Raw genomic sequence first — 16,624 nt, forward strand, 5'->3', positions numbered from 1 at the left:
AATCAATCATGCTCAAGCTTGTCTGAGAGAGGATTATTCCGCAAGCCCGTTCTTCTGATAATGACTTCCGTTTTGACATCTACGGGGAGATTGGGGAAATATTCTTCCTCCCACTTCCCTTTGAACTTTTTCCATTTGTCCGGATGCTTCCGATAGATCAGGTCTCCGAAGCCGACGAAGTCATTCTTACGGGCTTTTATATCTTCAATTGATTTGGTGATATCTTTGTCAAGCTGCACGCTGAGCGCCTTTTGCATCGTCATCAGCACTTGCGGATCAGACAGATGGAAAGGGTATCTGACAGCGTCCACCAGCCCCTCAACCTGAGCATGCACGTGAATATGCGGTTTTCCGTTCGGAAAAGTGGCCGTCACCTTTGTATTCTGGCGGGTGACCTGCAGACTGATTGCATGCTTCACGTTCTTCCAATCCGCATTGATGAACGTATGCTTGATCCTATTGAGCAGCCATACAGCCCCCACACTGTCGTCATCCTCAATCCAGTAATCCAGCCTCCCATCCTTTTTGAACACCGCCAGTCCGTCCGCTGACAGCACTGCTTTCGGTTCAGTCGTCTGCGTATTTTCCATTGTAGGGCCGGCTTTTTCATCTCCGTGCATTTCATAACCCGGTATAAACGGCGACCCGGTCGGAGAAGCGAGATCAATCAGAACGTCCTGAAGGCTGGTTTTAATGACTCTGCCGTATTGTTCCTGCGTGAAGCTGAGCGTCTTGTTCACTTTATTGGAAGGGATTTTATCAATCGGCGTCAGCACTTTAATAATGTCTTCAGCCTTGCAATTATGCGCGATAACCGCGGTTGCGGTCGTCCTGAATTCGGTGTCGCGGTCAAGATTGTCCAGAATAAAACTGAGCCCTTCCTCTTTCGCCAGTTTTTCACTGAACACCACGAGATTCGTATGCGCAAAATAGAGCCTTCTGGACACTTTCATCGAGCCTTTTCTCAAAGCTTCCGTCATATTGTCTCCGGACACCGAATAGACGGAAACCGGAGGCCGGTCTCCCGCTCCGCCGCCCTGCAGACCGCCGGCCACGTTTCCCGGATTGATAATTTGCAAGTGAAGGACGTATTTTCCCGTTTCGGTCCGGTCAATACCGATGGCGGAGATCACAGCCAAATCAGTCAGCTCCCTTTTATCCCAGCATCCGGATACAAACATAAGGGAAACCATCGTACAAAGGATAAGTATCCATTTACGTCTTTTCATTACCGTCGCCCTCTTCTACATCTTTATTAACCATTCCTCTGGATGTCTCCGGTTTCGGTCTTTGATGTTCCCCTTCGCGCCTGTTGTTTTCCTGCACGAGCAGTTCCGGCCTTTTTTCATCCGCCCATAACGGAGCGCGGAGGATGGAATCCTTCAGCCCGCCCGGGGTCAAAGGAGCGAGCGGGGACATATACGGAAAACCGAATGAACGCAGGCCGCACAGATGGACGAACATCATGATAATGCCCAGAATCAGCCCGTAAAATCCCATGACCGCCGCTGACAGAATAAAGAGAAACCGGATCAGCCGCGCGGATATCGCCATGTCAAAAGCCGGGGTCGCAAAGCTGGCAATCGCCGTCAGCGCGACGACGATAACCATGGCCGGGGAGACGATGCCGGCCTGTACGGCGGCCTGGCCGATGACAAGCGCTCCGACTATGGAAACGGCGGAGCCGACAACTCTCGGAAGCCGGACACCCGCCTCCCTGAGAATCTCAAAGGCCACTTCCATCGTCAGCGCTTCAATCACGGCCGGGAACGGCACCGTCTCCCGCTGAGCAGCGATGACAATCAGCAGCTGCGTCGGAATCATTTCCTGGTGAAAGGTCGTCGCCGCCACATAAATCCCCGGCGCCACCAGTGAAATGAAGAAAATCAAAACCCGCAGGACCCTGATGCTTGTGGCGATATCAAATCGTGAATAATAATCCTCAACGGATTGAAAAAATTGAATAAATAAGGCCGGCGCGATGAGAACGAACGGCGTTCCGTCCACGATAATCGCAAATCGTCCTTCCAGCAGATTCCCCGCCACGACGTCCGGCCGCTCCGTATGATATACGGTGGGGAACACAGAAAACGGCGCGTCTTCAATGAGCTGTTCAATGTAGCCGGATTCCAGAATGCTGTCGATGTCAATGTGCTTCAGCCGCTTGCGGACTTCCTTAATCAGCTTTTTATCGCAAATTCCGTTAATATACATCAGCGCGACATCCGTATTCGTTTCGTGTCCGATCTCCATTTTTTCAACCCATACATCAGGCGTTTTTACATACCTGCGGATCATGGAAATATTGGTTTGCAGAGATTCAGTGAATCCCTGCCGCGGGCCGCGGAAAGAGACCTGAGTGCTCGGCTCTTGAATGGACCGGTGCTCGCCCCCTTCCGTGCTGGCGATCAGCGCCTTGTCAGCCCCGTCGACAAAAATGAGCGTGCTCCCCGCCACCAGCCCGGCATAAAGGCTTTTCCATTTTTCTTCCTCTTTCACCCCGCCGATCGCAAGCGTTTTATCGTATATCAGGCAGACCGCTTGTTCCGGCTGAACGGACGGGATGTCAATTAAATCCTCCAGAAGGGATTGACTGACAAGCTGTTCGTCTACCAAACCGGCGATATACACAATTGCGGCCGGAAGCTCTTCTTTTCCGATTTTCAGCCGGCGGATGACGACATCGGCACTGTTGCCGAACCTCTCAGACAGCTTCTTCATATTTTGCTTTAAGCTGAGGGAGATCGGCTCATCCCGCTCTTTGTCCGGCTGGCTGTCCGCTTCTTTTCTGCCTTCATTGTCACGGTCGTTTTGATCGGCTTTTTTTTGTTTCCTCTGCTTAAAAAATGGCGGCATATCGCAAAAAACCTTTCCTCGTTTTTTTCATATTCTTCCTGTACGGCAAAAGATTATGCACGGCGGAAAGTCTGTATAAGTTCTGCGTAATCGAAAAGAATAAAAAGGGAGAGTGATGTGCATGAAAATATTGGGGGTTTCATTATTTTTGCTGACTGCCTGTCTGATCATTTCAGTAACGATGGATATGCTGCAAGGTTTCAGTTTCTATGGAGCGGTCCAAAACAACCTGTCCGCTTTTAAATTGACCACCTTCTCAGAATGGCTGATGCTGTTTTTATTCGCCCTCTTTTTAATCAGAGAAATGATCGCTTTATATAAATCAGGTAAAAAAGATGCCTGACAGGCGCACGGCTGTATTGTGTCAAAAAAGAACACATCCCTCCTTCTCTCGGAGTTCATGTGTTCTTTTTATTTTTCCGGCGCAGATTGTTCTCAGATGACGATATTTCCGCTTTCCGTATCTGTCGCGTGTTTCACAATGACGCCTTTGATAATGCGGTTGCCGATGATTTTAGTACTTGCGGAGGAGCTGGTTTGGATGGCGGAAGCAGAAGCGGCGGAAAGGTTGTTGATGGTATTGCCCGAAACGAGGGAATTGGAGGCTCCGTTCAGATAGATGCCGATCGGGCTGCCCGCTGTTCGGTTGATCGTGAGCGTATTGTCTATGACTTCATGCGTGCCTGCGTTCAGATACACGGTAACGATAAGCGGTGATGATTCAAAGCGGTTGCTGATGACAGAGGTTCCCGAGGATGTTGAACTGAATACGGGATAGTTTTTATAGTTCTTAAAGAGATTGCCTTTGATGACAGCCCCGGCGTCATTTGTCACAGATACGGCATAGGACTCCGCGGCGCCCTGATACGCATTCGGAAGGAGCGTATTTCCTTCAATAACGGCATTTCCGCCTGTGACCCATATGCCCCGGCTGAACGATTTCAGCACATTTTGTTTTACAATGTTACTGCCGGCCGACATGGTGATTCCGTCTGTCACCTGATTCAGAGTGTTATTCGTAAAGACGGCGTTCTCCGACAGCGTCGCCCGTATCCCCGTGCTTCGTCTCGTTTCGGAACGTCCGTTTTCAATGACATTGCCGTCAACGGTCACATCTTCTGCCTGATAGACGGAAATGCCCGTATTTTCAAATTGATTGATTTTGTTGTGGGTGACGAGGACGCTTTTTCCCCTTACATCTATTCCGGTGGAAAACCCGGTAATCAGATTGTTGGAAATGACGGCATTGCTGCTGTCCTGTCCTTGTGACACACCTTGTCCGGCGACTGCGGTCCTTGAGCCGCCGTCTGACCGAAAGAAGACATTCCCCGAAATGACGGTATGTGCCCCGTACCCGTAGCTGATTGTGTTATCGGAATGATTTCCTTCAATTAACACATTATATCCGTTAAAATTGGTGACTGAGCTTGCGGCGTTTCCGGAAAAGAAGTTGTTGCGGACCGTAATATGAAGAGCTTCTTCATAATCAATATCGCCTTCTCCGTACGATTCAATATCGATTCCGAATTTCGGAGCCGTTCCGTTCCCTTGCCCGGCGTCTTCAATCACGCATTCTTCCACCGTAACGGTATTGCAGCCGGTGATTGAAATGTTGTTCCGCCTTGACTGCCTGATCTCACAGCGGCGGACGGTCACCTGTTCTGAAGTTTCGTAATCACTGTTTGTTTTTAACCCGAGCGGGCTGACAATTATGCCGTCTCCCGTAAAATCCGAAATCTTCACATTTTCGATCAGCACATTACTGCTGCCTTCAATACAGATTCCAAACCCCCATTCATGGGTCGACCGCAAAGGGACATTGGTATACGTGTGTTCATCCCGTTCCCCGATGATCCGGCCGCCGGTGATGGTGACATTTTCACGCCTGCCTATATAGAAAGCCGAGTAGCCCCAGGAGCTGTTCGGCGCCACTTTAATCGTGCATTCCGGATCTAAAACGATGGTGAGATGGCTCGGCACGTTAATCCCGGCGTTCCGAAACGGCTGGCTTCTGTCCCCGCCAAGCGTGCCGTTGATTTTATACGTTCCGGGCGGAAAAAACACCGTATGACAGCCTTCGCTGACGGCCCTGGCCAAGCATTGGTTGATGGCGCCCGTCACATCGGTTTTTCCGTCTGCCGCCACACCGCAATCCGTAATATCCAATATACGATTCGGCAAGTGATAATCTCCTCCTTCCTCTCTTATTGTCATCTTATTCCGCCATATCCCGCTCCGCCTGTACATACTTTAAATTTTATTAAAAAAGTTTATAAAGATAGTTTAGTCAGATAATATAACAAAATAAGTCATTGGAATCAGGAAAATTCGTCTATATTAAACGTTTTAATATCTTTTCATTCTGGAATTTTTTGAATTCAGTATAAATTATATTGACACAAGTATTATATAAGAATATGATTTTTGTAATACACTTTTTTAAGAAAGGGTTGGCTCAGGTGGCATCTATTGATAAGGAATCTATAACAGAAACTGTGCCGCAACGAGGCTTTTTCGGTCATCCCCGCGGCTTGTTCACACTGTTTTTCACCGAATTTTGGGAGCGTTTCTCCTACTATGGTATGAGAGCCATATTGCTTTACTATTTATACACGGAAGTCGCTCATGGCGGTCTCGGCTTTGATAAAACGACCGCAGTTGCCATCATGTCCATATACGGATCTCTCGTATATATGTCGAGCGTCATCGGCGGATGGCTGGCCGACCGGGTATTCGGCACGGCAAACACCGTATTTTACGGCGGAATTTTAATTATGTTCGGGCACATCGCTCTTGCCTTCCCCGGCAGCACGGCGGCGTTTTTTACCAGCATGGCTCTGATCATTATCGGAACCGGCCTGCTTAAACCAAACGTATCCAGCGTTGTCGGAGATTTATATACGAAGGAAGACGAGCGCCGCGACTCAGGTTTCAGCATCTTTTACATGGGGATCAACCTCGGCGGATTGCTTGCGCCGCTAATTGTCGGAACACTCGGACAGAAGTACAACTACCACTTAGGCTTCGGATGCGCCGCGGCCGGTATGTTCCTCGGACTGATTGTTTTCGCTCTTACGAGAAAGAAATACCTCGGCAAAGCAGGCTCCAATGTACCGAATCCGATTTCTAAATCATCAGTGATCGGCACGGGAATCGGAGTGGTCATCGCAGCAGCCGTTATTATCGTTCTGATTCAAACCGGCTGGCTGACGATCCAGCGTGTGATTGACACCGTCAGTATCCTCGGCATTGTCATTCCGGTTATTTACTTTATCGTGATGTTCACAAGCAAAAAAGCGACGAAAACGGAAAAATCACGGCTTGCGGCTTATGTTCCGCTGTTTATTGCAGCGGCAATGTTCTGGGCGATTCAGGAGCAGGGCGCGACGATTCTTGCTTTATATGCGGATCAGCGCACGAGACTTTCCTTTGCGGGCATGCATCTTGAGTCTTCATGGTTCCAGTCTCTGAACCCGTTATTCATCGTTATTTTCGCGCCGGTGTTCGCATGGATCTGGATGAAGCTCGGCAAACGCCAGCCTTCAACACCGATTAAATTCGCGATCGGCATTATCCTTGCCGGATTATCATTTTTAGTCATGGTGCTTCCGGTTATGGGCGGAAGCGGGGAGCTTGTGAGCCCGCTTTGGCTTGTGCTCAGCTTCCTTTTGGTTGTGCTTGGTGAGCTTTGCCTTTCACCGGTCGGTTTATCCGTCACAACGAAACTTGCGCCTGCAGCTTTCTCAGCGCAGACGATGAGTATGTGGTTTTTAACAAACGCCTGCGGTCAAGCCCTGAACGCAAAAGTAGTCGGTTTGTTTGATAAGATTTCTGAAGCGGCCTACTTCGGCTCAATCGGTCTTGTTTCGATCATTCTCGGTATTATTTTAATTCTTCTGTCTCCCGTCATTAAACGGGCGATGAAAGGCGTACAATAAAAGAAAAGCCTGCGGAATCGTCCGCAGGCTTTTTTTGTGCGTCTATCGTTTTAACTCCTCAAGTGTTTCTCTCCATCTTTTCAGGACAACTTCCGGTTCGTGGAGCTGGATGGCCGGTCCGGATGTCAGATCCGCGTATTTCGCCCGATCTTCCTTGACGGTGATCACGCGGCAGCTGAACCGTTCCCGCTCGTGTTTCGCCTCTTTCAGCGGCGGAAGCGCCTTACATTCCAATGTGACGTAATATGCGGCTCCTCCGTGCCAAGCGATGAAAAGAGCTTGTCCCGAATGCAGCAGGCTTTTTACGGTCGTCGTGTTTTTCCATAAGGCGAGCCGGAGATTTGTTCTGCTCACGGCCGCGATTTCACCGGCGCTGATCATGGCCGCGTGCGGACGGCCTTCTTTTGTCACGGATTGGAGCACAAATGCGTCGTGCTGCTTTTTTTCAAGCTCCGTTCCGTCTAAAAGCGTGTAAAGCGCCTCCGGCAAGTGCTCCGTCAGCATTACGCTTTTCTTTCCGGGACAGCGGGAACATGTGTGGCCGTCTCCGTTTCTTTCGGATCGATTTTAAATGCCGGATTGAATGCCGCCGGATTCGTGATGCTTTCCGGTTCACAGGATCTCCATGTGAAAAAGCAGGTTTGGCATTGGTATATTTCCCAAGCGCCTTTGACCGGCGATTGGCTGACGGTTTCTCCTTTTTGCGATTCACAGCGCGGGCATGTTTTCATAGTAACCTCATCCTTTCTTATTGATTCATTAAGTCCATCAGTTTTTGTTCCCACTCTTTCGTTGTCAGCGGGGAATCAAGCGGCTGCGAATAATGGCCTCTTGTTTCCGGCGCGACAGGCGTCGTGGCGTCAAGAATCATTTTGTGTGTCATCCCTGCCGGATCAGACCCCGGGTCAAGCGGAAGGACGGACAGATCAGGAATGATGACTGCATCGTGTTTCGGATGCATTTTCGTTGAGAGCGCCCACATGACTTGCGGCAGGTTAAACGGATCGACATCCTCATCCACGACAATGACCATTTTGCAGTAGCCGAGTCCGTGCGGCGTCGTCAGGGCGCGCATGCCGACCGCCTTGGCAAATCCGCCGTAGCGCGTTTTCGTGGAAATAATGGCGATCAGCCCGTGCGTATACATCGCATTCACGGCGACGATTTCGTTCGGATAGGCTTCCTTGAGCTGCTGGTAAAGCGGCACGCACGTATTAATGCCGATCATATAGTCGCACTCCGTCCATGGCATGCCTAAGTATAAATGTTCAAAAATCGGATTGTTTCTATGATATACCCGTTTGATTTTGATGACCGGCATGCTGCGGCCGCCTGAATAATGGCCCGTGAACTCACCGAAAGGTCCTTCGTATTCCCGTTCTCCCGCAAGGATCTCTCCTTCCAGAACGACTTCAGCGCCCCAAGGGATGTCTAAATCAGACAATTTAGATTTAACGATTCTGTAGGGCTCCCCTTGAATCGCGCCGGCCATTTCATACTCGGATTGATCGTATAACAGCGGAGTTGATGCAGCCGTTGTAATCACCGGCTCACAGCCGAGCGCGATCGTAACGGGAAGATTCACGCCGCGTTCTTCAGCTTGGCGAAGATGAATCGCAATATCATGCTGAGGCACGGGCTGAATGCCGAGGCGGTCTTTTCCCTTTACCTGCATTCTGTAAATGCCGACATTCTGCTTGCCGAAATTGTCCGGATCTTCAAGATCGCGGGAAATGACGCACGCTTTATCCAAATAGTAGCCGCCGTCCCCCTGGTTGATTCTGAATAGCGGAAGGATGTCAAAAAGATTGATATCTTCCGTTATTTCATTTTCATGAAACGGCGCGGTTTCTTCCCGTTTGACCGGCACCGGAAATGCATCGTACCGTTTGGCAAACTCAAAGAATTGTTCTTTTACAGGCGTATCTTTCGGCATGCCGAGCATCATCGCGTGATTCGGCCACGAGCCGATGACATTCAGAGCCACCTGCGCATCATGATGTCCGTAAATATTGTTAAACAAAAGCGCAGGGGTTTTATCCCCGAGATTGCTGGCTGCACGCGCGGCGGCGCCCAGGTCCGGCTCCGGTTTTACCTCTTCGTTGACGGTTAAGAGCTGCCCTTCTTTTTCAAGAGCGGCGAGAAATTCCCTAAAATCCTGATAGGCCATTATCAGATTCCTCCTTTTTGTTTTTCAATTCCGTACCACCGTTTCGCTTCCGGCAGACGGATGCCGAACTGATCGAGCGTCCGGAACACAATATGGTCTATCAATTCATCCATGTCAGCCGGCTTGTTATAGAATGCCGGCATCGGCGGAAGAATGACGGAACCCATTTTTGTAAGCGCTAGCATATTTTCTAAATGAATTTGGCTGAGCGGCGTTTCTCTTGTCAGCAGCACAAGTTTTTTCCGCTCCTTCAAGATGACATCAGCCGCTCTTGTCAGCAGATTGTCAGCCATTCCGGTGCGGATGCTTGCCAGTGATTTCATACTGCACGGAGCGATGATCATCCCGTCCGTTTCAAACGAGCCGCTTGAAATCGCCGCTGCCTGGTCTCTGTGAGAATACGTATAGGATGCGAGTTTCTCGACATCTTTTAACGTATAATCGGTTTCATGTGTAATGGTGACATTTGCCCAAGGAGACACGACAAGATGGGTTTCGATCTCCGCGGCTTTTAAATATTCTAAAAGCCTGATCCCGAATATGGCCCCCGTTGCCCCGGTCATTCCGATGACGAGCTTCATATTGACCCCTCCTTTACGCTTGAAATGTGGTGTCAAATCCATCATACTCCTGATATATCCATATGAAAAATATTCGTTAAATCTATGTATCATACCTTAAAGGTATAATAGAAAGGAGCGCGTTCTCATGGATATCCGGCAATTGCGTTATTTCATCACCATTGCCCAAGAGCAGAAAATCACGACGGCCGCCAAAAAGCTTCATATGGCACAGCCGCCTTTAAGCAGACAGCTGAAACAGCTCGAAGAAGAATTGGGCGTCATTCTGTTTGACCGCAATAAAAAGAAACAAATGACCCTCACATATGAAGGAAATGTCTTTTTGAAAAGAGCGAAAGAGATTCTTCATAAGTTTGAGGACGCTATAATCGAGGTACAAGAGCTGAAGGAGGAGGTGGCCGGGACACTTGCCGTCGGGTCAACCATTTACTGCGCAGCGCTCATGCTTGAGAAAGTGTCACAGATGAAAGAGCGGTTTCCGCATCTCACCTTTAACATTTGGGAAGATGAGCCCGTCTCACTGCTGGAGCTTCTGGAAACCCGGCAGATTGACGCCGCCGTCACCACCACCTTGATTAAAAACGACGGCATTGAATCGAAGGAGCTTGAAGACATTCCGTGTGTATTGGTACTGTCCGAGCATTCAAAACGACTGTGCGGAGAAACGATTAAACTGAGTGACATCGCCTCTTTGCCTCTGATCCTTTTGCGCACCGTCAATGGAAGAGGTGTGTATGACCAAGTCCTCCAAGTTTGTGAACAGTACGGTCTCGATCTCCAGGTTGTTTGTGAATGCCATGACTCCGCGACGCTCTTGAGCCTCGTATCATCAGGATTCGGTGCCACGATTCTGCCTTTGACGATGATTCCCGTCCATATGCGCTCGCATGTCAAAACGGTTATCATCGAAGACAACCCGTTTGTCATGACACCGGCCGTCATCTGGAGAAAAGACAGCTACCTGCCGAAGCCTGTCAGACAGTTTTTGGAATTATTTTGATCCGGAACACGATGAATTCCCGCTTATGAAAACCAATTACTTGACTCATACTAAAAAAAAGTTATCCTTTACAATTGGGAGCTATTTTTTCTCAATAAAACTACTCAGAAAAGTGGGGAATAAAGAAGATGAAAAAAGCATTATTCGCTTTGTTCATGATGGTCAGCATCGCAATGCTTGCAGCCTGCGGAAACTCACAGGACAGCGGATCTAAGTCAAAAGACGGCGATCTTTGGGCTTCTGTCAAGAAAAAAGGCGTACTGACCGTCGGTACAGAAGGAACGTACGAACCGTTTACCTTCCATGATAAAAAGACTGACAAACTGACCGGATATGATGTTGAAGTGATTCAAGAAGTCGCGAAACGCCTCGGTCTGAAAGCTGACTTTAAAGAAACACAATGGGACAGCATGTTTGCCGGTTTAAACGCGAAACGGTTTGACGTCGTCGCCAACCAAGTCGGCAAAACAGGCCGTGAGAACCAATATGATTTTTCTGATAAATACACAACGTCAAATGCAGTCGTCGTGACGAAAAAAGACAGCACGATTGCGAAAGAGGCTGATGTCAAAGGAAAAACAGCGGCTCAGTCATTAACAAGCAATTACAATAAATTAGCGAAAGAAGCCGGCGCGAAAATTGAAGGCGTTGAAGGCATGGCGCAATCCCTTCAGCTCATTCAGCAGGGCCGCGCTGATCTGACTTATAACGATAAGCTTGCCGTACTGAACTACTTAAAAACGTCCGGCAATAAAAACGTGAAAATCGCGTTTGAAGCAGGCCAGCCGCAGCAGACGTATTTCGCATTCCGAAAAGGAAGCGGCGAACTTGTGACTCACGTCAACAAAGCGTTAAAAGAAATGAAAGAGGACGGGACTCTTTCTAAAATAGCTAAAAAATGGTTCGGCGAAGATGTTTCTAAGTAACATGCCGGAACCCGTGATTGCAACAGCCATTCCGTGGGATTTGGTGCAGCAGTCATTCTGGCCGATTCTTTCCGGGGGAATCTATTATTCGATTCCCCTTACCATTCTTTCCTTTATTTTCGGAATGATCATCGCGCTGATTACGGCGCTCGCCAGAATGTCAAATATGAAACCATTGAGATGGGTGTTCAGCGTATACGTATCAGCGGTGCGCGGCACTCCTCTTCTCGTTCAATTGTTCATCATTTTTTATCTGTTCCCGACATTTAATATTACGCTGGACCCTTTCCCAAGCGCAGTCATCGCGTTTTCATTAAACGTGGGCGCCTATGCTTCTGAAATCATCCGGGCATCTATTTCATCCGTGCCGAAAGGGCAATGGGAAGCCGGTTATACGATCGGCATGACCTATCGCAAGACATTGTTCCGCGTGATCCTGCCGCAGGCGTTTCGCGTGTCCATTCCGCCATTATCAAATACATTTATCAGCCTGATCAAGGATACATCTCTCGCGTCACAGATTCTCGTCGCGGAGCTGTTCAGAAAAGCGCAGGAAATCGGCGCGCAAAACCTTGATCAAATCTTGGTCATCTATATTGAAGCCGCCTTTATTTATTGGATCATCTGCTTCTTGCTGTCAATCGTACAGCATGTGATCGAACGGCGTCTCGACCGTTATGTGGCCAAATAAGGAGGTTTCGATATGCTTTCCGTCAAAGGATTAAATAAATCATTCGGACAGAATGAAATTTTAAAAAAGATAGATATGGAGATAGAAAAAGGGAAAGTCATCGCCATTCTGGGACCGTCCGGTTCTGGAAAAACGACGCTTCTGCGCTGTCTGAACGCGCTTGAGATCCCCAATCGCGGCGAGCTGGCATTCTCCGATTTTTCAATAGATTTCTCTAAAAAAGTGAAGCAGGCTGATATTCTCCGCCTCCGCCGCAAATCAGGCATGGTCTTCCAGGCGTATCATCTGTTTCCTCACCGCACGGCGCTTGAAAACGTCATGGAAGGACCCGTTCAAGTGCAAAAGCGCGACAAGGAGCAAGTCAGAAAAGAAGCGATGGAGCTTCTGGAAAAAGTCGGACTGAAAGACAAAATGGATTTATATCCGTTCCAGCTTTCCGGCGGTCAGCAGCAGCGGGTCGGCATCGCCCGCGCGCTTGCGATTCAGCCCGAGCTGATGCTGTTTGACGAACCGACGTCAGCACTTGATCCGGAGCTGGTCGGCGAGGTGCTCAAAGTGATTAAGGATTTGGCGAACGAAGGCTGGACGTTGGTCGTCGTCACCCATGAAATCAAATTCGCGCAGGAAGTGGCTGATGAAGTCATCTTCATTGACGGCGGCGTCATTGTGGAACAAGGACCGCCGGCCCAGATTTTTTCCGCGCCGAAAGAAGAACGCACGCAGCGGTTTTTAAACCGTATACTGAATCCTTTGTAGGAGCCGGAGAAGAAGCGAAACACTGATTTCGCTTCTTCTTTTTTTTGGCGGTTATGCTACAATGACAATTAATGAAATTTTATGAAAGAAGGGACCTCTTTGAAGCGGGAATTCTTGATGCGCTGGACGTTTTATTTTGCCGGTCTGTTGATTTTGTCTTTCGGGGTATCGTTAACCATTAAAGGAAAAGCTCTCGGCATCAGCCCTTGGGATGCCTTTCATTATGGGCTTTTTCAGCATTTCGGGCTATCTGTCGGCCAATGGTCCATCTTGGTCGGCGCGGTCATCGTGGCTTTAACCTGCCTGTTCACGAGGACACTCCCGAAAATCGGCGCTATCTTAAACATGGTGCTGATGGGAATGTTTATTGATTTCTTCTCGTTTCTGCTTCCTGAGGCGCACGCTTTTTCCTTAGCGGCCGTGTTTTTTTCTATCGGATTGCTGCTGATCGGCTGCGGCGTCGGTATTTACGTATCGGCTGGGCTCGGCGCGGGCCCCCGGGACTCTCTGATGATGCTGATATCTGAAAAAACGGGCTGGAACGTGCAATGGGTGCGGAACGGCATTGAGCTGACGATTCTTGCCGCAGCCTGGGTGATGGGCGGACCGATCGGCGCCGGAACCATTATTACGGCTGTTTTGACGGGGCTGATTCTGCGTTTTTCTTTGCCGCAGTCCTCTAAACTGTTAACATACGCGATCTCCGGGCGGGCAACGTCCGTGCATTAAAAACAAAGCCGAAACGGTTTTGTTTTTTTATTTTCGGACAGCTTTCGTTTGATATGATAGGATGGTTTTGACAATATTTTCAGACGGAGGATCTGGACATGAAGATTTACGGAGTATATATGGACCGCCCGCTTTCTGCAGGGGAAGAGGATCGGATGATGGCAGCCGTGTCCGCCGAAAAGCGGGAAAAATGCCGGCGCTTTTACCATAAGGAGGATGCTCACCGCACCTTGATCGGCGACATGCTGATCCGCACGGCTGCGGCGAAGGCTTACGGACTTGATCCGGCCGCAATTTCATTCAGCGTCCAGGAATACGGAAAGCCGTACATCCCCGCGCTTCCGGACATGCACTTTAATATTTCCCACTCCGGGCGCTGGATCGTGTGTGCCGTTGATTCAAAACCGATCGGCATTGATATTGAAAAAATGAAGCCCGGCACGATTGATATCGCCAAACGTTTTTTTTCGCCGACGGAATACAGTGATCTGCAAGCAAAACACCCCGATCAGCAGACCGATTATTTTTACCACCTGTGGTCGATGAAAGAAAGCTTTATCAAGCAGGCCGGAAAAGGGCTTTCCCTGCCGCTTGATTCATTCAGCGTCCGTCTCAAAGACGACGGCCATGTGTCCATTGAGCTCCCGGACGGACATGAACCTTGTTTCATCCGCACATATGATGCGGACGAGGAATATAAGCTGGCCGTTTGTGCGGCGCATCCCGATTTTTGTGACGGGATTGAGATGAAAACGTATGAAGAGCTGCTGTAAGCATAGAAAAAGGAGGGTGTCCCCCTCCTTTTTTGTCAGCCTGATATTTCCGCCTGTTTCTGCAGCTGCTTTGCTTCTTGAAAAATTTCTTCGAACAGATCCGCGATGTGTTCTTCTTCAACACATGAAAATGCGATTCGCAAATCGGTTTCATTAATGGATATCGTCCCGATTCCTCTCTTTTCAAGCAACGACACTCTCAATTCGCCGGCGTTTATGTCTTTCAGCCGGACACACATGAAATAACCCGAGTTAAACGGATAAGGCGTCCATACGTCTTCATAGTGCTTGTTTTCTGCAAGAACGGCTTTCACTTTGTCAGCCCGTTTTTTCATAATGTTATATTTCAGCGATTTTTCTTTCTCGTATTCCGGTGACTGCATCGCCCGCAGCATAAACGTTTGGGACGGATGCGGGGCGCTTGAAATCGTTCCCCTGATAATCCCTTTTGTTTTTTCCTCGAGCACGCGCAACGCTTTTTCGCTTTTTGTGCTGTACGTAATAAAACCGACGCGGAAGCCCCACGCGTAATTTTCCTTCGTCGCGCCGTCTATTTTCACGCAAAGCACCCGGTCGTGCACTTGGGCGAGTTTGCTGAAGATGGATTCCTGAATGGCTGTTTCATCGTAAAACAGATTGTAATACGCATCATCTACGAGCACGACAATCTCTTTGCCGGCCTCCGCCGCCTCCAGGATCACGCTGACGATTTCTGCCGCTTCCTCTTCTCCCGGCGTATAGCCTGTCGGATTATTCGGGAAATTCAGCACGACAATCGCCTTTTCTTCCTGCTTTTTCAGCAGCTCGGACAGCCCCGCCGCATTAAAACGCCCATCCTGATGAAAAAGCGGGTACGTCTCAATGGATGCCTTGCGCCGGACACCGAAAATGAAATTGTAATTTCCCCAATATTTATCAGGCAGAAGCAGCGCATCCCCTTCATTGACGAACAAGTCGGCGGCAATGCTCAGCCCGTGTGTTAAAGCGTTTGTCACGATCGGCGTGCTGATATCTTTGCCGGCTAATGAAGGATTTTCGAGACGCATTTTTTTCAGCCATTCCTGTCTGAGCGGCTCTTTTCCCTGCGGCGGAGCATAATCGTAGATATCATCGGGGTTATAGGCGGACAATGTCTCTTGAATATGGGAAAAGTGCATGGACTCGCCTTGTGAGGTGGCAATCCCGATCGTGGCATTATACTTTCCGGCCTTGGCTTTCGCTTCCGCCGATTGTGTCAGCACCCCTTTCGGATAAAACAACTCTCTGCCCAAATCAGAAAGCATATGAAGCACGTGCGGGTTTTCTTCAGATAATGTTCTGTTCAGCTCTTTTGCTGCATCATTCATGTACGACAATCCCTTCAAAATTATATTCCATCAAATCATAACATAAAATTTTTGATAAATGAGAAAACTCACGGGCAGATTTTGTTACAAAAAACAGACAGCGAATGCTGTCTGTCATCTCCTATAACAATTGGCCTGCAGTGCTCCTGTTAATAATCTCATATATTCGTTCCGCCACTTTTTCAGTTTCACTTAATATGAACATGTGGCCGTCCGAAAACTCATGAAATACGGGATTGTCGGCCCATTTTTTCCATCCGTCCGCATCTTTGATACATTTTTTATCTTTCCGCCCGTTAAAAATATGGACGGGTGATTGAATCATGTGAGAATCAGACGGACGGAAGCTTTCAAGCGCGCGGTAGTCGGATCTGAAAGAAGGCAGGAAAAATGACATGACCTCCTTATTCTCCACTAACTCCTGCGGCATTCCGCCCAGCTCGATAATATGGGCGAGAAATTTTTCATCATCAAGATGAGACACTTTTTTCCTTTCAATATGCGGCGGCTGAATGGCTGAGATGATCACGGCCTGCGGGTAAATCCCCTCCCGCTCCAGCTTTTGCGCCAGCCTGAAAGCGACCATGCCTCCCATACTGTGGCCGAACAGGACAAACGGGCGGTCAGGATGGAGATTCAACTCCTGCTTGTATAAACTGACAAGCTGTTCAAAATCCTCAACGGCGGACATTTGATTTGTTCCGTGTCCCGGCGGTTCCGCGGCAAGCATCTCACACTCACCTTGAAGATAGGTGTGGAGCGGGCGGAATGATGCGGAATAGCCTCCTGCGAACGGAAAACAGATAAGCTGCGTTTTTTCCGTGGTATCGAACGATTTAAAGAGCTGGACCATTGGCG

General features: G+C 48.9%; 17 protein-coding genes. 8 read left to right on the forward strand and 9 right to left on the reverse strand.

Going from position 1 to position 16,624, the window contains the following annotated elements:
• Positions 1–2: 2 nt before the first annotated feature.
• Together MJQ52_RS09650 and gerKA are read right to left on the reverse strand one after the other, a co-directional pair.
• A complete protein-coding gene (locus MJQ52_RS09650; protein ID WP_025853769.1) occupies positions 3–1,229 on the reverse strand; it encodes a Ger(x)C family spore germination protein in 1,227 nt (408 codons plus the stop codon).
• Positions 1,216–2,856 (reverse strand): spore germination protein GerKA, encoded by a 1,641-nt coding sequence (gene gerKA, locus MJQ52_RS09655; protein WP_025853770.1) that lies wholly within the window; start codon positions 2,854–2,856, stop codon positions 1,216–1,218. The genes MJQ52_RS09650 and gerKA overlap by 14 nt, the downstream gene beginning before the upstream one ends.
• A 121-nt stretch (positions 2,857–2,977) precedes the next feature.
• Between gerKA and MJQ52_RS09660 the strand changes: the two genes are divergently transcribed.
• On the forward strand, positions 2,978–3,199 hold the full coding sequence (locus tag MJQ52_RS09660; RefSeq protein ID WP_025853771.1) for a hypothetical protein: 222 nt from the start codon (positions 2,978–2,980) through the stop codon (positions 3,197–3,199).
• A gap of 92 nt (positions 3,200–3,291) precedes the next feature.
• Here the strand turns inward: MJQ52_RS09660 and MJQ52_RS09665 are convergent, their stop codons facing one another.
• Positions 3,292–5,037, reverse strand: coding sequence for a right-handed parallel beta-helix repeat-containing protein (locus MJQ52_RS09665; protein ID WP_025853772.1), 1,746 nt, complete (start codon positions 5,035–5,037; stop codon positions 3,292–3,294).
• A gap of 278 nt (positions 5,038–5,315) precedes the next feature.
• Between MJQ52_RS09665 and MJQ52_RS09670 the strand changes: the two genes are divergently transcribed.
• A complete protein-coding gene (locus MJQ52_RS09670; RefSeq protein WP_003156366.1) occupies positions 5,316–6,794 on the forward strand; it encodes a peptide MFS transporter in 1,479 nt (492 codons plus the stop codon).
• Between the two features lie 42 nt (positions 6,795–6,836).
• Here MJQ52_RS09670 and MJQ52_RS09675 read toward each other — a convergent pair whose 3' ends face one another.
• The 4 genes from MJQ52_RS09675 to MJQ52_RS09690 are packed head-to-tail and all read right to left on the reverse strand — an operon-like array spanning position 6,837 to position 9,581.
• Entirely contained in the window at positions 6,837–7,298 is a 462-nt protein-coding gene (locus tag MJQ52_RS09675; RefSeq protein ID WP_025853774.1) for a hypothetical protein, read from the reverse strand.
• Positions 7,298–7,525, reverse strand: a complete 228-nt coding sequence (locus MJQ52_RS09680) for a non-oxidative hydroxyarylic acid decarboxylases subunit D (RefSeq protein WP_003156368.1) — start codon at positions 7,523–7,525, stop codon at positions 7,298–7,300. Before MJQ52_RS09680 ends, MJQ52_RS09675 begins: the two co-directional genes overlap by 1 nt.
• Before the next feature lie 17 nt (positions 7,526–7,542).
• Positions 7,543–8,964: a phenolic acid decarboxylase BsdC gene (gene bsdC, locus MJQ52_RS09685; protein WP_003156369.1), complete on the reverse strand. Its 1,422-nt coding sequence runs from the start codon at positions 8,962–8,964 to the stop codon at positions 7,543–7,545.
• Positions 8,965–8,966: 2 nt separating this feature from the next.
• Complete coding sequence (locus MJQ52_RS09690) at positions 8,967–9,581, reverse strand: non-oxidative hydroxyarylic acid decarboxylases subunit B (protein WP_094247902.1); 615 nt, start codon at positions 9,579–9,581, stop codon at positions 8,967–8,969.
• 91 nt (positions 9,582–9,672) lie between these two features.
• Between MJQ52_RS09690 and MJQ52_RS09695 the strand changes: the two genes are divergently transcribed.
• From MJQ52_RS09695 to MJQ52_RS09720, 6 genes are all read left to right on the forward strand, one after another.
• Positions 9,673–10,545, forward strand: coding sequence for a LysR family transcriptional regulator (locus tag MJQ52_RS09695; protein WP_077721781.1), 873 nt, complete (start codon positions 9,673–9,675; stop codon positions 10,543–10,545).
• 128 nt (positions 10,546–10,673) lie between these two features.
• A complete protein-coding gene (tcyA, locus tag MJQ52_RS09700) occupies positions 10,674–11,471 on the forward strand; it encodes a cystine ABC transporter substrate-binding lipoprotein TcyA (RefSeq protein ID WP_003156373.1) in 798 nt (265 codons plus the stop codon).
• On the forward strand, positions 11,458–12,162 hold the full coding sequence (locus MJQ52_RS09705; protein WP_003156375.1) for an amino acid ABC transporter permease: 705 nt from the start codon (positions 11,458–11,460) through the stop codon (positions 12,160–12,162). Before tcyA ends, MJQ52_RS09705 begins: the two co-directional genes overlap by 14 nt.
• Before the next feature lie 12 nt (positions 12,163–12,174).
• On the forward strand, positions 12,175–12,918 hold the full coding sequence (gene tcyC / locus MJQ52_RS09710) for a cystine ABC transporter ATP-binding protein TcyC (protein ID WP_077721779.1): 744 nt from the start codon (positions 12,175–12,177) through the stop codon (positions 12,916–12,918).
• An 81-nt stretch (positions 12,919–12,999) separates the two neighbouring features.
• Positions 13,000–13,647, forward strand: coding sequence for a YczE/YyaS/YitT family protein (locus MJQ52_RS09715; protein ID WP_077723128.1), 648 nt, complete (start codon positions 13,000–13,002; stop codon positions 13,645–13,647).
• 98 nt (positions 13,648–13,745) lie between these two features.
• Positions 13,746–14,420, forward strand: coding sequence for a 4'-phosphopantetheinyl transferase family protein (locus tag MJQ52_RS09720; RefSeq protein WP_015388713.1), 675 nt, complete (start codon positions 13,746–13,748; stop codon positions 14,418–14,420).
• 35 nt (positions 14,421–14,455) lie between these two features.
• On the opposite strand, the gene MJQ52_RS09725 is transcribed toward MJQ52_RS09720, so the two are convergent.
• Positions 14,456–15,766, reverse strand: coding sequence for an aminotransferase class I/II-fold pyridoxal phosphate-dependent enzyme (locus MJQ52_RS09725; protein WP_071543291.1), 1,311 nt, complete (start codon positions 15,764–15,766; stop codon positions 14,456–14,458).
• 121 nt (positions 15,767–15,887) lie between these two features.
• Positions 15,888–16,619, reverse strand: coding sequence for a surfactin biosynthesis thioesterase SrfAD (srfAD, locus tag MJQ52_RS09730; protein ID WP_003156383.1), 732 nt, complete (start codon positions 16,617–16,619; stop codon positions 15,888–15,890).
• Between the last annotated feature and the right edge of the window lie 5 nt (positions 16,620–16,624).

Source organism: Bacillus sp. jun7 (genome assembly GCF_051034795.1).
In the GTDB taxonomy this organism is placed as follows: Bacteria; Bacillota; Bacilli; order Bacillales; family Bacillaceae; genus Bacillus; species Bacillus velezensis.